This window comes from Tardiphaga sp. 20_F10_N6_6 (assembly GCF_052076045.1).
GTDB lineage: Bacteria > Pseudomonadota > Alphaproteobacteria > Rhizobiales > Xanthobacteraceae > Tardiphaga > Tardiphaga robiniae.
The window spans coordinates 3,885,003-3,901,059 of record NZ_CP197239.1 but is presented as its reverse complement, the minus strand read 5'-3'; the positions used below and the strand labels follow the sequence as shown (position 1 = coordinate 3,901,059).

The 16,057-nt window shown below is 61.8% G+C and carries 11 protein-coding genes; 5 read left to right on the top strand and 6 right to left on the bottom strand.

Translation table 11 applies throughout. The annotated features are described in order from the left end of the window. The 3 genes from AB7813_RS18735 to AB7813_RS18725 all read right to left on the bottom strand — a co-directional run bounded on the left by AB7813_RS18735 (nt 1) and on the right by AB7813_RS18725 (nt 7,748). Nucleotides 1–1,308 (bottom strand): HlyD family type I secretion periplasmic adaptor subunit, encoded by a 1,308-nt coding sequence (locus tag AB7813_RS18735; protein ID WP_439065314.1) that lies wholly within the window; start codon nt 1,306–1,308, stop codon nt 1–3. Further along, nucleotides 1,305–3,062, bottom strand: coding sequence for a type I secretion system permease/ATPase (locus tag AB7813_RS18730; protein WP_439065931.1), 1,758 nt, complete (start codon nt 3,060–3,062; stop codon nt 1,305–1,307). Before AB7813_RS18730 ends, AB7813_RS18735 begins: the two co-directional genes overlap by 4 nt. A 138-nt stretch (nt 3,063–3,200) precedes the next feature. Continuing rightward, on the bottom strand, nt 3,201–7,748 hold the full coding sequence (locus tag AB7813_RS18725) for a cadherin-like domain-containing protein (protein WP_439083856.1): 4,548 nt from the start codon (nt 7,746–7,748) through the stop codon (nt 3,201–3,203). Between the two features lie 447 nt (nt 7,749–8,195). Here AB7813_RS18725 and AB7813_RS18720 point away from each other — a divergent pair, with 447 nt between their 5' ends. Continuing rightward, a complete protein-coding gene (locus AB7813_RS18720) occupies nt 8,196–8,996 on the top strand; it encodes a transglutaminase-like cysteine peptidase (protein WP_439065930.1) in 801 nt (266 codons plus the stop codon). A gap of 44 nt (nt 8,997–9,040) precedes the next feature. On the opposite strand, the gene AB7813_RS18715 is transcribed toward AB7813_RS18720, so the two are convergent. Then, nucleotides 9,041–10,729, bottom strand: a complete 1,689-nt coding sequence (locus tag AB7813_RS18715; protein ID WP_120288065.1) for a methyl-accepting chemotaxis protein — start codon at nt 10,727–10,729, stop codon at nt 9,041–9,043. A gap of 245 nt (nt 10,730–10,974) precedes the next feature. Between AB7813_RS18715 and AB7813_RS18710 the strand changes: the two genes are divergently transcribed. Beyond that, nucleotides 10,975–11,817, top strand: a complete 843-nt coding sequence (locus tag AB7813_RS18710; protein WP_439065312.1) for an SDR family NAD(P)-dependent oxidoreductase — start codon at nt 10,975–10,977, stop codon at nt 11,815–11,817. Nucleotides 11,818–11,834: 17 nt separating this feature from the next. Then, nucleotides 11,835–12,344, top strand: a complete 510-nt coding sequence (locus AB7813_RS18705; RefSeq protein ID WP_439065311.1) for a cupin domain-containing protein — start codon at nt 11,835–11,837, stop codon at nt 12,342–12,344. Here the strand turns inward: AB7813_RS18705 and AB7813_RS18700 are convergent. Then, the gene (locus AB7813_RS18700; protein ID WP_439065310.1) at nt 12,325–12,621 is read right to left on the bottom strand and encodes a hypothetical protein; all 297 of its coding nucleotides are present in this window, start codon (nt 12,619–12,621) and stop codon (nt 12,325–12,327) included. The genes AB7813_RS18705 and AB7813_RS18700 overlap by 20 nt on opposite strands. Before the next feature lie 150 nt (nt 12,622–12,771). Here AB7813_RS18700 and AB7813_RS18695 point away from each other — a divergent pair, with 150 nt between their 5' ends. Beyond that, nucleotides 12,772–13,545: a DUF4886 domain-containing protein gene (locus AB7813_RS18695; RefSeq protein ID WP_439065929.1), complete on the top strand. Its 774-nt coding sequence runs from the start codon at nt 12,772–12,774 to the stop codon at nt 13,543–13,545. Between the two features lie 106 nt (nt 13,546–13,651). Here AB7813_RS18695 and AB7813_RS18690 read toward each other — a convergent pair whose 3' ends face one another. Further along, nucleotides 13,652–14,878, bottom strand: coding sequence for an LLM class flavin-dependent oxidoreductase (locus AB7813_RS18690; RefSeq protein ID WP_439065309.1), 1,227 nt, complete (start codon nt 14,876–14,878; stop codon nt 13,652–13,654). A 191-nt stretch (nt 14,879–15,069) separates the two neighbouring features. On the opposite strand from AB7813_RS18690, the gene htpX reads away from it, so the two are divergent. Next, entirely contained in the window at nt 15,070–16,002 is a 933-nt protein-coding gene (gene htpX / locus AB7813_RS18685) for a zinc metalloprotease HtpX (RefSeq protein WP_439065308.1), read from the top strand. Nucleotides 16,003–16,057: the final 55 nt, after the last annotated feature.

The window sequence follows — 16,057 nt, the reverse complement described above, 5'->3', positions numbered from 1 at the left end:
TCATTTCTCGCGGAAGGCGCGCATCAACTGATCGCTCAGCGGCTTGGCGAGATAGGACAGCATGGTGCGGTCGCCGGTCTGCACGAAGGCTTCGACGGGCATGCCGGGGATCAGGCGCACATCGCCGAGCTTGGCGACTTCCGACGCCGGCATCGAAATCCGGATCGTGTAATAGCTTTGCCCGGTGCGCTGATCCGTCGTCGTATCCGGCGAGACGCGGCTGACGGCGCCGTTGAGCTCAGGCGTGGTGCGCTGGTTGAAGGCAGAGAGTCGCAGCAGCGTCTTCTGGCCGATCTGCAGCTTGTCGATGTCCTGTGGATTGACCCGGGCTTCCACTGACAGATTGTCGGTCTGCGGCACGATCAGCATAATGGCGTCGCCCGCGGTGATGACGCCGCCGATCGTGTGCACGCTGGATTGCAGCACCATGCCGTCCTGCGGTGCGCGGATGTCGATGCGCCGCAGCTGGTCCTCCGCAGTGACCTTGCGTTCGACGAATTCGCCGATCTTGTCATTGGTCTCGCGCAGATCCTTGGAGACTTCGCTGACCAGGTCCTTGTCGATCTGGAAAATCTGCAGCTCGATCTCGGTGATTTTGCCCTTGGCCTGGGCGCGGGCGGCGATGAACTGTGCGCGTTCGCCGGCGAGGCGCGCGGCGTCGCGTTCCAGCACGGTCAGGCGCGAGATCTGCACCAGCTGTTGATCGAACAATCCGCGGACGCCGACCAATTCCTTTTCCACGAGCGCGATTTCGCGCGTCTTGGCAGTCTCCTGCGCGGTGAGGCCGGCGATCTCCTCGTTGAGCTGCGCGATGCGCTCGCGGAGCTGCTGCTTCTGGCCAACGCGGCCGGTCGAACGCACATTGAACAGCTTCGTTTCGCTGGCGATGACGTTCTTCACGTCGTCATCTGCGATCTGTTCGATAAGCTGCGGTGGAAACGTAATACGATCGACGCCGCGCTGCTCGGCTTCCAGCCGCGCCGCACGGGCCCACAATCCGTTGAGGTTCTTGGTGACGATGGCAAGGCCGGCTTTGGTGACGGTATCGTCCAGGCGCACGACGACATCGCCGGCCTTTACCAGGTCGCCGTCGCGGGCGCGCACTTCGCCGACGACGCCGCCGGTCGGGTGCTGGACTTTCTTGACGTTGGAATCGACAACTACCGAGCCGGGCGCGATCAGGGCGCCGGAGATCTGCGCCGTCGATGCCCAGCCGCCCAAACCGCCCGCGAGCACGAGCACAACGACGAGGCCGATAATGAGGTGGATTCGGATCGAGCGGCGCGATCCTGTGAGCGGCGCACTCATGGCTTGGCTACTCCGCCGTCGGCGACGATCTTGATCGGCTGTGGTGCTGGGCGCTGCAGCACCTGACCCAGCACGGTCTCCTTCGGTCCGAAGGCTTGCATGCGACCGTCCTTCAGCACCAGCAGCATGTCGACGCCTTCGATGCCGATCGGCCGGTGTGCAACCACGATGACGATGGCGCCGCGCGTACGGGCCGCACGCACGGCCTTGGTCAGCGCTTCATCGCCTTCGGTATCGAGATTGGAATTCGGTTCGTCCAGAACGATCAGGAACGGATCGCCATACAGTGCGCGCGCCAGCGCGATGCGTTGCGCCTGACCGGCGGACAGAACGCCGCCGTGATCGCCGACCTGCGTATCATAGCCTTCGCGCATGCCGACGATGAGGTCATGGACGCCGGCCTGCCTTGCCGCAGTGATGATGTCGTCATCCTTCGCGTCGGGATCGAAACGGCAGATATTGTCGGCAATGGAGCCTGCGAACAGTTCGACATCCTGAGGCAAATAGCCGATATGGCGGCCGAGATCGTCCGGCGCCCATTGGTCGAGCGCCGCGGCGTCGAGCCGGACATGACCGCGCACCGGCTTCCAGACGCCGACCAGTGCGCGCAGCAGCGATGACTTGCCGGAGCCCGACGGTCCGATGATGCCGAGGCCGTTGCCGGCCGCGAGTGCAAACGTGATGTCGCTGACCGTGATCTTCTGCTCACCCGGCGGTGCTATGCTGACGCCTTCGATCGTCAGTTTCTGCGACGGGTTCTGCAGCTGAGTAACAGCCGCCTGATCCGGCAACGCGTATAGAAGCCCGTTGAGCCGATGCCAGCTCTGCCGGGCGGTGACAAAACCCTTCCAGTGCGCGATCGCCAGATCGACCGGCGCCAGCGCGCGGGCGCTGAGGATCGAGCCCGCGATGATGATGCCGGCGGTGGCTTCCTGATTGATCACGAGATAGGCACCGACGCCGAGCACCGCCGATTGCAGGATCATGCGCATGACCTTGGCGATGGCACCGAGACCGCCGGCCACATCGCTGGTGCGCTGGTTGCCGGCCAGATAGGTCTCGTTGGCCTCGCGCCAGCGTTGCGTCAGACGTCCGGCCATGCCCATCGCGACGACGACTTCGGCATTGCGCCGGCTAGCTGAAGCGATGCCGCTGCGACGAGCGGCAAGTCCGTTGGCCTCGCGCGCTGGTTCGCGGGTCATGATTTCCGTGAGGATCGTCAGGCCCACCAGCAGAACTGCGCCGACCAGCGCGGTAACGCCGATCATCGGATGAAACGCAAAACAGATCGCCAGATAGAGCGGCAGCCAGGGCAGGTCGAACAGCGCGCTCGGTCCCATGCCGGAGAGGAACGAGCGAACGTTGTCGAGGTCGCGCAGCGGCTGCAGGCCTTCGTTGTGCCCGCCGGCGATGAGCGGAAGCCTCACGACGGTCTGGAACACGCGGGGGCTCAGCGCCTCGTCGAGCGAACTGCCGATCCGCACCAGAATGCGACCGCGCAGCAGGTCGAGAATACCTTGGGCCACGTAGAGTCCGCCGGCCAGGATGATGAGACCGACGAGGGTCGGCACGCTGCGGCTCGGCAGCACGCGGTCATAGACCTCGAGCATGAAGAACGAGCCGGTCAGATACAGGATATTAATCATGCAACTCATCAGCCCGACGCCCAGAAAGGCGCCGCGGCAGGCCCGCAAGGCATCGCCGAGCTCGGTCCGCGCCGGCAGGCTGGAGGTTCGTGACAGGCCACGCTGCATCGTCAAACCTTTGCGGATCATGCGGACGGTCGCTCGTCAGGCACCAAGCGCCACCCCAAGCCCCGATCTGACAGCCATTATGCCATCAGTCAGGCGACTTGTGCAGGTGCTGTCCGCGGGACGGTTAACGGTGCCGCGTTACGCCACGTTGGAATAGGGGTGGACGATGAAGTCGCTGGCGTGCAGCTGGGACATGTGCACGTTATTGAGTTGCAGCGTGTCACCGCCATCGAGATGGATCAGGGTATTGGTTCCCTTCTGCTCGATTCCGCCAGACAGCTCCCAAAGGGTCAGCTTCAAATCGCCGAAGGGGCCTGAAAGATTGGGCACACCACGAATGTGGTCGAGCACGATCTTGTCGGTGCCGACCTCGAAGTCCGTGACGATATCCCTATCGATCGATCCACTATGCGACCCGAAGACGAATTGATCCGAGCCATGGCCACCCGTCAGCGTATCTTTGTTGACCGTTGCGAAGATAACGTCATTTCCGGTCGTGCCGTTCAGTGACACCTGCGTATTGGACTGGAGAGGTGCTGTATTGAAGATGAAATTGACATGTTCGCTAGCGCCGAATCCGTCAGTGACGGTGACGGCAACGGTCGCTTGAGGCGTTTCCGAACTGGTTGGTTTGAAGGTGAAACCATCTTCGAGATAATGATCAATAGACGAGAGTGATCCCGACTTCACCACAGTGCCGTTGATGTCCAGCTTATAGTTCTCACCGCTGGACCAATCTTTGTCCCACACGGACACATCGGAAATCTTGAAATAGCCGCCGTGGAGCTTGGAAAGCTCAGCCGACGACGTATTGATGTCGGGCGCGTCATTGCTCCAGGTCATCTCGGTGCCACCGTGATGGTCGGAGTCGATGTCGAGATGTTTCAGCACGCCTGGATCGGTCAGCGTGAAATAGTCGTTCTTGCCCCAGCCGTAATGCACATCGACGACGCCGTCGTGCTGGTCGAACCAGAGCTGCCAGGGCGAGATGCCCTTCAGGTCGATCGTGTCGCCATAGGACAGACCGGATACCGTGCCGACAAAGTGAGAGCCACGGTCGAGGATCAATTCGTCGCTGCTGACGCCGGAGAATGTCACATTGGCATCCGACCAGCCGCCGAATTCGAGATTGCCGCCGCTGATTTTCGCGGTGCCGTGGCCGGTGACATTGCCGCCGATCTCGAACAGGCCGGCATAGGCTTCGATGGTCCCGTAATTGACCAGATCGCCTTTGATTTCGAGACCGCCGGTGGCCATCGACGCGATCAAACCAAAGTTGATCAGGCTGCCCTTGCCGGTGTCGATAATCAGTGCGTGCGAGCAGTCGGATGCGATGATCTTGCCGTCGCATTGATTGACGATGCTGAGCTTGCCGTCGCCGAGCTTGCCATAGCCGTTGATTGTGTTGTCGGCATTGATGAGTTTCGAGCTGAGCGAGTCGCCGGTGATCCGGTCGGCGCTTCCGTCGAGCGTCACGGTGCCTTCGCCATCGAGCGTGACCGTGCCATGGATCAGCAGGGTTGCGCCGGCCGTGTGATCATCGACCAGCAGCGTGCCGGTGTTTTGCACGACGCCGTGGACTTCGAGCGTCGTGCCCGGTGCGAGCTGGATATCGCCGTCGTTCACCAGTGTGCCGGTGACATTCAGCGTTCCGGTGCCGGTCAAATCGAGCTCGGCCTGGGCACCGATGTGAAGCCCGGCGATTTCCAGCAGGCCGTTGAGATTGAAGGTAACTGTCCCCGTATTGATGTAGACGATCTCGTCTGCCGTCGGGACGATTCCGAGGGACCAGTTGCCCGGCGTGTTCCAGTCACTGTTGACGGCGCCAGTCCAATAGTTGGACGCTCCGTAGGGCGGCGGCGCAGCCAGGATCACATCGGTTGGGCCACTGCCAACCATCTCGGCGGTTCCACCGCCGTCGGTGTAGCTGACGATAACATAGACGGTCACGCCGACATCTGCGGCAGTGAGGACGTAGCTGCTATCTGTGGCCTGCGAAATCGCGACGGGTGCATTGGAGCCGGGGCTCGAGCGATACCATTGGTAGTGAAACGTCCCCAGTCCATCGACATCGGCCACGCTGCCAGTCTGGGCGGTGATCGTCGCGCCTTCTTGGAATGTTCCGGAGATCGTGACCTTGCCGCTGGGCAAATCATTGACCGGCGTGACGGCAAGCTCCGCATGGCCATCAACCGACGTCACGCCGTCGGAGATCCGATACGTAAACGACACCGGTCCGTTGAAATTGGCCGCAGGCGTGAAGGTCCAGGTGCCGTCTTCGTTTGCGGTGAGCGTTCCGCAGCCGTTCGCAATTTCAAGGCCGGTCACGTGCAGCGTCTGGCCGTCGGCATCCGTGGCATTTGCCAGCAGCTGCGCTTCTGTGATGACCAGACAGTGGTCTTCCGCGATGGCCGTGAGCGCGACATCACCCTCGACAACCGGCGCATGGTTTTCACTGGGCGCGACCGTGCCCTCATAGAGGGCACTGAGATTGTTGTGGCTGCTGCCATCGTCGACCTGCACGGTGAAAGTAGGCTGACTCGTGCTGCCGTCACTGACGAAACGGACATGATGTTGGGCGAGTTGGTCGCTCGTGAAGGCGTAGGAGGTCTCGGAGGAGCCCGTCTCGTTGGTTACACTTAGGAGCTGAAACACGGAATTCGTCGCCGGCACCCATGCGGAGCCGTCCCACACTTCGAATGTGCCGCCAGTGACGTTGCTCACCGTGAAAGTGAAGTCGGTCGTTCCGTCGGGATCGCTGACCGTGAAGCTTGTATCGCTCAGCACCGTAACGCCGCCGAGGACGACCGCGATCGACGAGCCGGTGATCACCGGCGCGTCGTTGACGCCCGTGATCGTAATCGTCTCGGTCTGCGCCACGCTCGCGCCATGCGCATCGATGATATTATAGGTGACCCTGAGGGTCGCGGTCTGGCCTTCGCCGAGATAGGCAAACGCGTTCGGAGCGATTTCCAGCGTGGTGCCGTTGAGCGTCACGCCGACATGCGTGTTGGTCGGCGCACCATTGTTCAGTGAAAATTTCACACCACTCACGGTCAACGTCGCGGTTTCGCCGAGATCGGCGTCGGACGCGCCGGCGAGCAAATCGAAGCTCTGGGCGGCAGTGCTCTGCGTTGCGGCGGCTGTCAGCGCAGATGCAACGACCGGCGCATCATTGGAGCCATCGACCGTGAAGGTCAGCGTCTCATGGGTCGTGTCCGGCCCGGACTGGCTGTCGAAGCCGATGGTGTAGACGGCCTTCTGTCCTGCGGCGAGGAACTTGAACGCTGCCGGATCGTAACTGACATGACCGGTTTGTGGATCGACGGTGACCAGCGATTTGAGGTCAAGCGACGTGGGTGTGCCGCTCGGACCGCTCGCCGAAATGATATGCGCGGTGCCCGGTACATAGGGTGTCGCAACGTCGCCGCTATCCGGATCGGTGATCTGGACCTGATCCTTGATTTCAAAGCTGGTCTTGTCGACCGGCAGCATCACGACAACCGGAGCGACGGTGACGATCGGCGCGGTGTTGAAGCGCGTGAAGGTGACATCAATCGGTGGAGTAGTGGAACCATCGCCCTGCAGCTTGATCGGGACAGTATATGGCTGGTTAGGCAGATAATCCGGAAGAATGAATTTCAAAGGATCGGGACTGGTGCCCGAATTGGGATCGCCAGGCGCGGATCCGCCGCCGGATCCGTTGCTGCGCGGATTGGCGTTCGGAACGTAGTTCGGGAAATAGGTCTGCAGCGTTTGCTCAATGATCGCCCGTGCGATCGGCGTCAGCGGATCGGCGATGCCTGTGGATGTATCGCCATTGCCGAGCACGCTGGTGACCTGACCGGCCGCATTGACGGTGCCGATCGCCTGGCCGCTGGTCTTGCTATACAGCACATAAGAGCCGGTCACGCCGTTGGGCTCGACCAGAACCTGGAATTTCACCGGCGGTGCGCCGCCCTGTCCGGGCACCTCGAAACCGATTTCGACCAGCACGGCGGTGCCGCGAATGCCCATGGTGGCAACGGGCGTATCGACGCGCATGTTGCCATGCTTGGCGGTTTCGCCGGCAACGAAAGTGATCGTGCCCTGCACGAGGCTGAGCAAGGATGAGTTCGCCGATCCCTGGGGATCGTAGACCATCTCGTTCAGCACCATGCGTGCATTGGCCGAGAGGCCAAACACGGTGCCATCGATGAAAGTCATGGTCAGCGATGAGTCTGCGCCAGCCTGGACCACGTCGCCCTTCTGCACCTGATCGCCGACATTGAGCATCACGGAGACGCCATTGCGGATCGCAGTCGCGCTACCGGCTAGCTTGCTAACAGTACCAATGACTTGCGCGGCGGCAGTGGCGCCGCCGCCGAGCTGCGCGACCTGCACTTCACCAACAAGGGCGGTGACGAGGTCGCCGGACAGTTGCGCGCCATCGGGCGACGACAGAGCTGCGCGCAGCGAACCCTTGAAATAGTCGGAGACGACGTGTTCGTGCCCGTCCTTGGACAGCACGAGATCGACGCCGGAGCGCTTGTAGTCGCCGGAGAACAGCAGGTTGGCATCCTGCACGACAATCGCGGAACCGGCCGTATGAGCGGAAAACGTATGGCCAATACTGCCGCCGCCAGCCGTTGGTTCGGCCGGAGCATCGCCAGATTGCGAAAAATCGAATGGACCCGCGTAGTTCAATTTCTACCGCGCATGGTTATGGTTATTAATTAGCTAATTTGCGAGCCATGCATACCACCGCGGGGTGCAATGCGATAGTGGACGTCTGCGCATCACTTTTTCAAGTTATCGCCCGCTTTGTGAAATCATCCGGATACCACTGATCCATATAGTGAATTTTCGTTAACGATGTTCCGAGTTCGGGCTGTGTTCCCGGTTCCGGAAATCGACGTCGCTGGAACGAATGCGTGAGGTAATATAATCCCTCTCGTACGAGCCTTTCGGCCATTTCGATAAAATTGTCGTCAAGCCGGTTAGCCCCCCTTCAGCCTGTCCGCGAACTTCGCCGACCCGGCTAACCCCTTTTAATCTCGTCGAAAATTAGCCGCCTCAAGATGGCCCCACAAATGATCCGGTCACGTGCGAGCAGCCCTGCTTGCCGATGCCCGGACAGACGGGGCGTCTATGATGTGGACTTCTGCTTTTGCGCGGGTGCGCTGCGCGTCTGTGCTGGCCTTGGGGCTGGCGATTTTCGCGGCACCCGCTGATCTCCTGGCCGGAACGGCCTTTCCTGACCAGGCGATCGACGCAGTCGAACGGCCTGCGGAGCCGTTTGGCCTTGCCACATCGGCGCTGCCGGAAGGCGAGCTCAAAGCCAAATGGCGCGGGGTGGAACGCGAGCAGGACGACGAGCAGCTTGCCGTCGAGCTTTGTGCCGAGACACCCGTCCGCTGCTCGCCTGAGGCCGCGAAGTTTCTGGATATCGTTGGCGATGCCAGCGCCCGCGACGGTCGCGCCCGTATGGGTGAGGTCAATCGCGCTATCAATCTGGCGGTTCGGCCCGGTGATGATCTTGTGCTCTATGGCGCAACGGATGTCTGGCGCTCGCCGCTGGCACTGTTCGCCATTGGTGCCGGCGATTGCGAGGACTATGCCATCGCCAAGTTCACCGCATTACGTGCCGCCGGCGTCGCGGCCGAGGATCTGCGCGTTGTGATCCTGCGCGATACGCTGCGCCAGGAAGACCACGCTGTTGCGGCCGCCCGTCTCGATGGCCGCTGGTTCATGCTCGACAACCGTCGCATGGCGATGGTCGAGGACGTCAACATGAAGAACACCCGGCCGCTCTTCGTGATGGATCACAACGGCATCCGGCAATATGTCGACGCGCCGCTGCTGGCGGCTATGCAGCGTCCCGTTGCGGATGAAGCAGCTCTGACCACGCTGGCAAGCAATGCCAAAAAGACATCGGGCCGCCCCGCGCTATAAGCGGAACGGCCCATATCGATCGAAGCTTCAGTCGGTCGCCTGATTTAGGCCGCGCGAACCTTGGTCAGGAAGTCCGTCACCGCCGATTGCAGCATGCTGGCCTGCCCGTCGAGCTCGCGCGCGCCGCTGAGCACCTGGCCGGCCGCTTGTCCCGTGGCGGAGGCTGCTGCGTTGACGCTGCCGATATTGGTGGCGATTTCGCTGGAGCCCGTGGCTGCGGCCTGAATGTTGCGGGCGATTTCGCGGGTCGCAGCGCCTTGCTCCTCGACAGCTGATGAAATCGCCATCGAAATCTCGCTCATCTTCTCGATGGTCGCACTGATATTGCCGATTGCCGAGACGGCATCTCCGGTCGTCGATTGCATGCTGGCAACCTGCGCCGAGATTTCCTCCGTCGCCTTGGCTGTCTGGGTTGCCAGGGCCTTCACTTCCGAGGCGACAACCGCGAAGCCACGCCCAGCTTCACCCGCGCGGGCAGCCTCGATGGTGGCATTGAGCGCCAGGAGGTTGGTCTGTGCTGCAATCGTGTCGATCAGCTGCACCACAACGCCGATCTTCTCGGCTGCGCCGGACAGGAGCTGAACCGTTGCGTTGGTTCGGTCTGCTTCGCCGACGGCCTGCCGCGCGATCTCGGTCGATTGCGCGACCTGCCGCGAGATTTCCTCGACGGAAGCGGTCAGTTCTTCCGCTGCAGCGGCAACGGTCTGCACGTTGTTCAGCGCCTTCTCGGACGCCATGCTGACGCTGGCGACGCGATCGGTGGTTTCGCTTGCGGTGTTGGTCATGGACGATGCGGTGGCCTGCATTCCGGCCGCGGACGTCGCAACCGATTTCACGACGCCGTTGACGCTTTGCTCGAAGCCATCGGCAAGGCTGTTCATCGCCGACTTGCGTTCGGCGGCGACGCGCTGCTGGACGGCTACCTCTTCCTGCTCGAGGCCGTGCATGCGGATCGCGTTGTCCTTGAACACCTGCACCGTCGTAGCCATCGCACCGATCTCGTCGCGACGGCCGGCGCCGGGGATCTCGGCTTCCAGCTTGCCGTCAGCAAGATCCCGCATGCGGGTGCCGAGCTGGCTCAGCGGCCTCGTGATACTGCGGGCGATGAACCAAGCGATCAGACCGGCAACAACAGCGATACCGAGGATCGCTGTTGCCAGTGACCAGATGATCGGCGTCATCTTGGTATCGAGGTCGTCGAGATAGGCGCCGGTGCCGACGAACAGATTCCAGTCGGGCACGGCAACCGCATAGGAGAACTTGCGGATCAATTCGGTCGTGCCCGGCTTCATGTATTCGTAATACAGCGTGACATCGCCCTTGGCGGCGACGCCGTCGCGCAACTCGCGGGTCAGCGCACGGCCGTTGGTCGGGACGTCCAGCCGGTTGGTGCCGAACTGTTTCGGATCCGGCGTCACCAGCGCGATGCCGTTCATGTCATAGGAGAAGACGTAGCCGTTGCCCTTGTCATAAGTCATCGTGCGGGCGCGCTTGACGAATTCCTGGATTGCAGCATCCTTTGTCAACTCGCCGGCTGTCACCTGCTTCTGCAGACCGAGCGCCATGTTACGAGCCGTTTCGACGATGGCGAGAACCTGCTCCATGCGAGAGCTGCGCATCTCGGCGCTGACGAGGCGCGTCGCCTGCACGCCGGCGAGGCAGAGACCGATCAGAGTGACGGTGACGAGAAGCCCGAGCTTGGCGGAAATCGGCAGGTTATTGAGCAGCTTCACGGAAAAGGTCTCCAGCAATCGCGAGCCATGCTTGGATGGCGGTACAATGCTGCACGATACGCAGATGCGTCTTAGAACTTCCTTAATCGTAATTCTCGGGACTCTCCGACGGTTGTGGCTTGGAAAGTGCGCCGCTTCATCTGCAAATTCAGCGGGCTGCGAGTCGCGCTGACTCAAAATACGCCTTGCGCGGGCGCAGGTTCGGGGCGTCAAATGCCGGCCATAAAAACAAACGGGGGAACGATATGGGGCGTCTCGACAACAAGGTTGCAGTCATCACCGGTGCAACGAGCGGCATCGGATACCGTACGGCGGAAATCTTCATCGCGCAGGGTGCGAAAGTTATGATTGCCGGGCGTCGTGCGTCGGAAGGCCATGCGCTTGCTTTGAAGCTCGGCGCAAATTGCAGTTTCCGTCAGACCGACGTTACCGATGAAGCGCAGATGAGTGCACTGATCGGTCACGCGGTCGAGAAATTCGGCCGCATCGATTGCCTGTTCAACAATGCCGGCGGTCCGGCGCAAACCGGTGGTATCGAAGGCCTCGACGTCGATCGTTTCGATACGGCGATGGCGACACTCGTACGCAGCGTCATGCTCGGCATGAAACATGCCGCCCCGCATATGAAGAAGCAGGGCTCGGGCAGCATCATCAACAATGGCAGTATTGCCGGCCGGCTCGCCGGCTACTCGTCCTCGGTGGTCTACGGCGCCGCCAAGGCCGCGGTCATCCATCTGACCAAATGCGTGGCGATGGAGCTCGGTGAGAGCGGCGTGCGCGTCAACAGCATCTCGCCAGGCGCCATTGCGACCGGAATCTTCGGCAAGGCGCTGGGACTATCGGTGGAAGCAGCCGAGCAGACGCCGGCGCTGATGCGCGAGGCATTCAAGGCTGCACAGCCGATCCCGCGTGCCGGCCTGCCGGACGATATCGCCCATGCCGCGGTGTTCCTCGCCAGCGATGAATCCTCTTTCGTCAACGGCAACGATCTGGTGGTCGATGGCGGTGTCACCGGCGGTCGTAACTGGAGCCAGCAGCAGCAGGGCTATGTCGCGATGCGCAAGGCGTTCGGCCAGGACAACGGCTGATGGGCAGGGAGCAAAGAATGTCCATCACATGCGATGCGATCGCGCCGCGGCTGCCTGAAGCCCGCTATGTGTCTGTTGCCGTTGCCGCAGGACTGATGTGTGCGATTGCCCTTGGCAAAGCACTTCCGGCGACAATGGACGCCTTGTCGATTGTTCTGGCGCCGCTTTGCGCCGTCAACGCTGGCTCCAGCGCCAATCCCGGCGATGCGGTGGAACTGATCACGTCGCATGCGCTGCCGAATGTGCCGGGAAAGCGCGTGACCATTGTGCGCGTGTCCTATGGCCCCGGCGGCTTCAGCGCGCCGCATCGTCATTCCGGCACGGTGATAGCCTACATCACCAAGGGAGAGATTCGCTCGCAGCTCGGCGGCGGGCCGGTCGAAACCTTCAAGGTTGGGCAGTCATTCTTCGAGCCGCCGGGCTCGACGCATCTCGTCTCGGCCAATGCGAGCACTACGGAGCCGGCCGAGCTGATCGCAGTGTTTGTGGCTGATGAAGGCGCGCAGCTTACGATGCCGCTGGACTAGTTGCGGTGGTCAAGGCTGACCTCTTTGGCGTGACGCGGCCATGCTGTTGCAGGAAGGACAAACCTGCGGTCGTCACTTGAACGACGGAGCCATGCCCGGCGACGTGCATGCGCGTGGTAAATCCACGGTCGATGCAGTCTTCCCACACCGTCAGTCGCGGGCACGACGTCCGCCATGAATCGAGCACGTCGGCATAGGATCTGGGTTCGCGCGCGATCCATTCCAGGAGATCAAGGATCAGGGGATCGAGGTCATGGGAATCGAGCTCATGGGGCATGGCGCTGTCTGCCTCCCGCGATCGAGGCCGGCGCAATCCGCACCGACCTATGCTATCGATACGCATATCCGCACATAATAAGAACCGGGAGACATTCCATTGTCCAGAACTTTGCGAGTCTTGCTTGTCGCCGTGGCGACCCTTGCTGCCATGGCCAATGTGCCCGTTGCGGCGCAAGCGCAGACCAAACCCAAGGTCACGTCGCTGGGACCCGATTTCCCCAAGACCGAGATCTTCATCGGCAACAGCTTCTTCTATTTCAACAACAGCATGCACAGCCACGTGCTGGGGATGGTGCGCGCTGCCGACCCCGCCAACAGGACGAGCTATCAGGCGACCTCGGTGACCATCGGCGGCTCCGGCTTCGAATGGCACGATGTCGAGAGTTATTTCCGCCCCAACGCCATCGCGTCCTATTCCTTCGATGATAATAACAACATCATCTTCAATAAGCGGGAGCGGCTGTTCGATGCTGCGATCATGATGGATTGCAGCCAGTGCCCGATCCATCCCAAGCTGAAGTCGGTCTTTACTGAATATGCGAAAAAGGATGCGGACATCGTCAGGGCGCATGGCGCGAAACCGGTCTTCTTCATGTCCTGGGCCTATGAAGACAAGCCGGAGATGACGCAGCAACTGGCCGAGGCCTATACGGTCGCCGGTAATGATAACAATGCCTTGGTGATTCCGGCAGGTCTGGCATTTGCGAGGGTGCGCGCGAAGCAGCCCGAGCTCAATCTGTACCAGCCCGACAGGCGTCATCCGAGCATGGCAGGCACATACCTTGCGTCCTGCGTGGTCTTCGCCGCGCTGACGGGCCGCTCGCCGGTGGGCAATCCGTATCTCGCGGGTCTCGATGAAGCGACTGCGAAGATGCTGCAGACGGCGGCGTGGGAAACGGCGCAGGATTATTACGGGAAGTGAGTGCCACATTCTCCGTCATGGCCGGGCGTGTCCCGGCCATCTACGTCTTTGCCTGGTGGTTTAAGACGTGGATACGCGGGACAAGCCCGCGCATGACGGAATTCTACTAACCCTTCTTCTGCAGATCCGGTGCATTGACGAGTGGAATCGCCACGCGTCCCGGCCCCGTCAGCGGCAATGCCGCAGCTGCTTTCTCGTTGGCCATGATCTTGGCCATCACGGCCTGCCCCGCGCGCTCGAACACCTCGCGATTCTCGATCACGAATTGCTGCGACTTGCGCAGTGATGCGATGTAGCCGTTGATCTCTGGCACTACATAGCGCGCCACCATGTCCCAGCTGCGCCTCGTGTTTTCCGGATTGGCCCAGTCATGCACGAAGCCGATGATGGTACCGACACCGCCGGAAACCTGCATCAGGTTCTTGATGGTCTTGATGAGGTCATCCGGCGTGCCGATGGTCGAGGCCGCATTCTCGCCGCCCGCCGTCTTTTCCACTGCGTCCTCGGGCGAGGTGAAGGGCTGGAGGCCCGGCCGCTGCAGCGTGCCGACATTGTATTCGTTGTGCCAGCGCATCAGGCCGGGGCCGGCCTCGCGCGCGGCCTGTTCGCGCGTCTCGGCGATGTGCCAGGACAGCAGCACGCGCCAGTTGGCGCGATCCACCGTGGTGCCGTGCTTCTTGGCTGCGTCCTCCGCAAAGCCCCATTGCGTCGGCAGTGCCATCAATCCCTGCGTCGACATCGAGCCGAGCGAGATGATGCCGATGCCGTATTTGCCGGCCAGCGTCATCCCCGACGGCGAGATCTGCGACGCAACCACGAGGGGCATCTCCTCCTGCAGAGGCAGGATCTGCAGCGCGGCGTCGTTCATGGTGAACCAGTCGCTCTTCGCGGTGACGCGCTCACCGTTGAACAGACGGCGGATGATGGCGATGGCTTCGTCCTGGCGATCGCGCTGGGTCATCGGGTCGATGCCGAGTGTATGCGCGTCGGAAGCGAGAGCCCCGGGGCCGGAACCGAAAATGGCGCGGCCGCCGGTCATATGGTCGAGCTGCACCATGCGCTGCGCGACATTGTAGGGATGATGATAGGGCAGCGAGATCACGCCGGTCCCCAGGCGAATGCGCTTGGTACGTTCGCCTGCCGCGGCGAGGAACATTTCCGGCGAGGCGATCATCTCCCAGCCCGACGAATGATGCTCGCCGCACCAGAATTCATCGTAGCCGAGCGCATCGAGCTGCTCGACGAGATCGAGGTCCCGCCGGAACTGCAGCATCGGATGTTCGCCGATCGGATGATGCGGTGCGAGAAAGGCGCCGAACTTCACGCGAGCCATAGTGTTTCCTCTTTGTAATGTTTTTTAATGTTTTCGTTGCGCGCAGCCTATGGCCACATGTCGCGGCATTCAATGCAGTCCGCTGCATGGCCGCGACGCGCTGCCGCACAATGCCGTCTTGCGGAACGATCGGGCGGATCACCATTTGATGCCTGCACCGCAGCGTTTTCCGCAGGCGGGCAGGAGGACCAATGAGCTACTTCAAAACCGCGATTCTGCTGGCTGGCATGACCGCCCTGTTCATGGGTGTCGGCTATCTCATGGGCGGCGCGTCGGGTGCGATGATCGCACTGGTGGTCGCCGCCGGCATGAACATGTTCGCCTACTGGAATTCGGACCGCGCGGTGCTGTCGATGCACGGCGCCCAGCCGGTCGATATCAGCAACGCGCCGGACTTGTATCGCATGGTCGGCGAACTCGCCCAGAATGCCGGCCTGCCGATGCCCAAGATCTACATCATGGACAATCCGCAGCCGAACGCCTTTGCGACCGGCCGGAATCCGGAGAACGCCGCCGTTGCCGTGACCACCGGTCTGATGCAGCAGCTCACGCGCGAGGAACTCGCCGGCGTGGTGGCGCATGAGCTCGCGCATATCAAGCATCACGACACGCTGCTGATGACCATCACCGCCACCATCGCCGGTGCGATCTCGATGATCGCGCAGTTCGGCATGTTCTTCGGCGGCAACCGCAACAATAATGGCCCGGGCATGATCGGCCAGATAGCGCTGATGATCCTGGCGCCGCTCGCCGCCATGCTGGTGCAGATGGCGATCAGCCGGACGCGCGAATATGCTGCCGACGAGATGGGCGCGCGGATCTGCGGCCAGCCCATGTGGCTTGCCTCGGCACTGGCCAAGATCGACAACGCCGCGCATCAGATTCCCAACGAGGATGCCGAGCGTGCGCCGGCGACCGCCCATATGTTCATCATCAATCCGCTGTCGGGGCGTGCCATGGACAATCTGTTCACCACGCATCCGGCGACGCAAAATCGAATCGCAGCGCTGCAGCAGCTTGCGGGGCAGATGGGTGCTCAGTCGCAGGTATCGACGCGATCCGCGCCTCAAGCAACTGGCCCGTGGAACAGCGGTCAGTCGCGTCCGCGCGGTCCGTGGGGCTAAAACCCGTTTGGACTTAACGAGATTGGTCGCCGCGCAGCATCGTCCGGTTCAATGA

What these genes read in the sequence shown, in the direction of transcription:
- AB7813_RS18735 (WP_439065314.1), bottom strand. Translation starts at nt 1,308, where the DNA reads ATGAGTGCGCCGCTCACAGGATCGCGCCGCTCGATCCGAATCCACCTC.
- AB7813_RS18730 (WP_439065931.1), bottom strand. Translation starts at nt 3,062, where the DNA reads ATGCAGCGTGGCCTGTCACGAACCTCCAGCCTGCCGGCGCGGACCGAG.
- AB7813_RS18720 (WP_439065930.1), top strand. Translation starts at nt 8,196, where the DNA reads ATGTGGACTTCTGCTTTTGCGCGGGTGCGCTGCGCGTCTGTGCTGGCC.
- AB7813_RS18710 (WP_439065312.1), top strand. Translation starts at nt 10,975, where the DNA reads ATGGGGCGTCTCGACAACAAGGTTGCAGTCATCACCGGTGCAACGAGC.
- AB7813_RS18705 (WP_439065311.1), top strand. Translation starts at nt 11,835, where the DNA reads ATGTCCATCACATGCGATGCGATCGCGCCGCGGCTGCCTGAAGCCCGC.
- AB7813_RS18700 (WP_439065310.1), bottom strand. Translation starts at nt 12,621, where the DNA reads ATGCCCCATGAGCTCGATTCCCATGACCTCGATCCCCTGATCCTTGAT.
- AB7813_RS18695 (WP_439065929.1), top strand. Translation starts at nt 12,772, where the DNA reads ATGGCCAATGTGCCCGTTGCGGCGCAAGCGCAGACCAAACCCAAGGTC.
- AB7813_RS18690 (WP_439065309.1), bottom strand. Translation starts at nt 14,878, where the DNA reads ATGGCTCGCGTGAAGTTCGGCGCCTTTCTCGCACCGCATCATCCGATC.
- htpX (WP_439065308.1), top strand. Translation starts at nt 15,070, where the DNA reads ATGAGCTACTTCAAAACCGCGATTCTGCTGGCTGGCATGACCGCCCTG.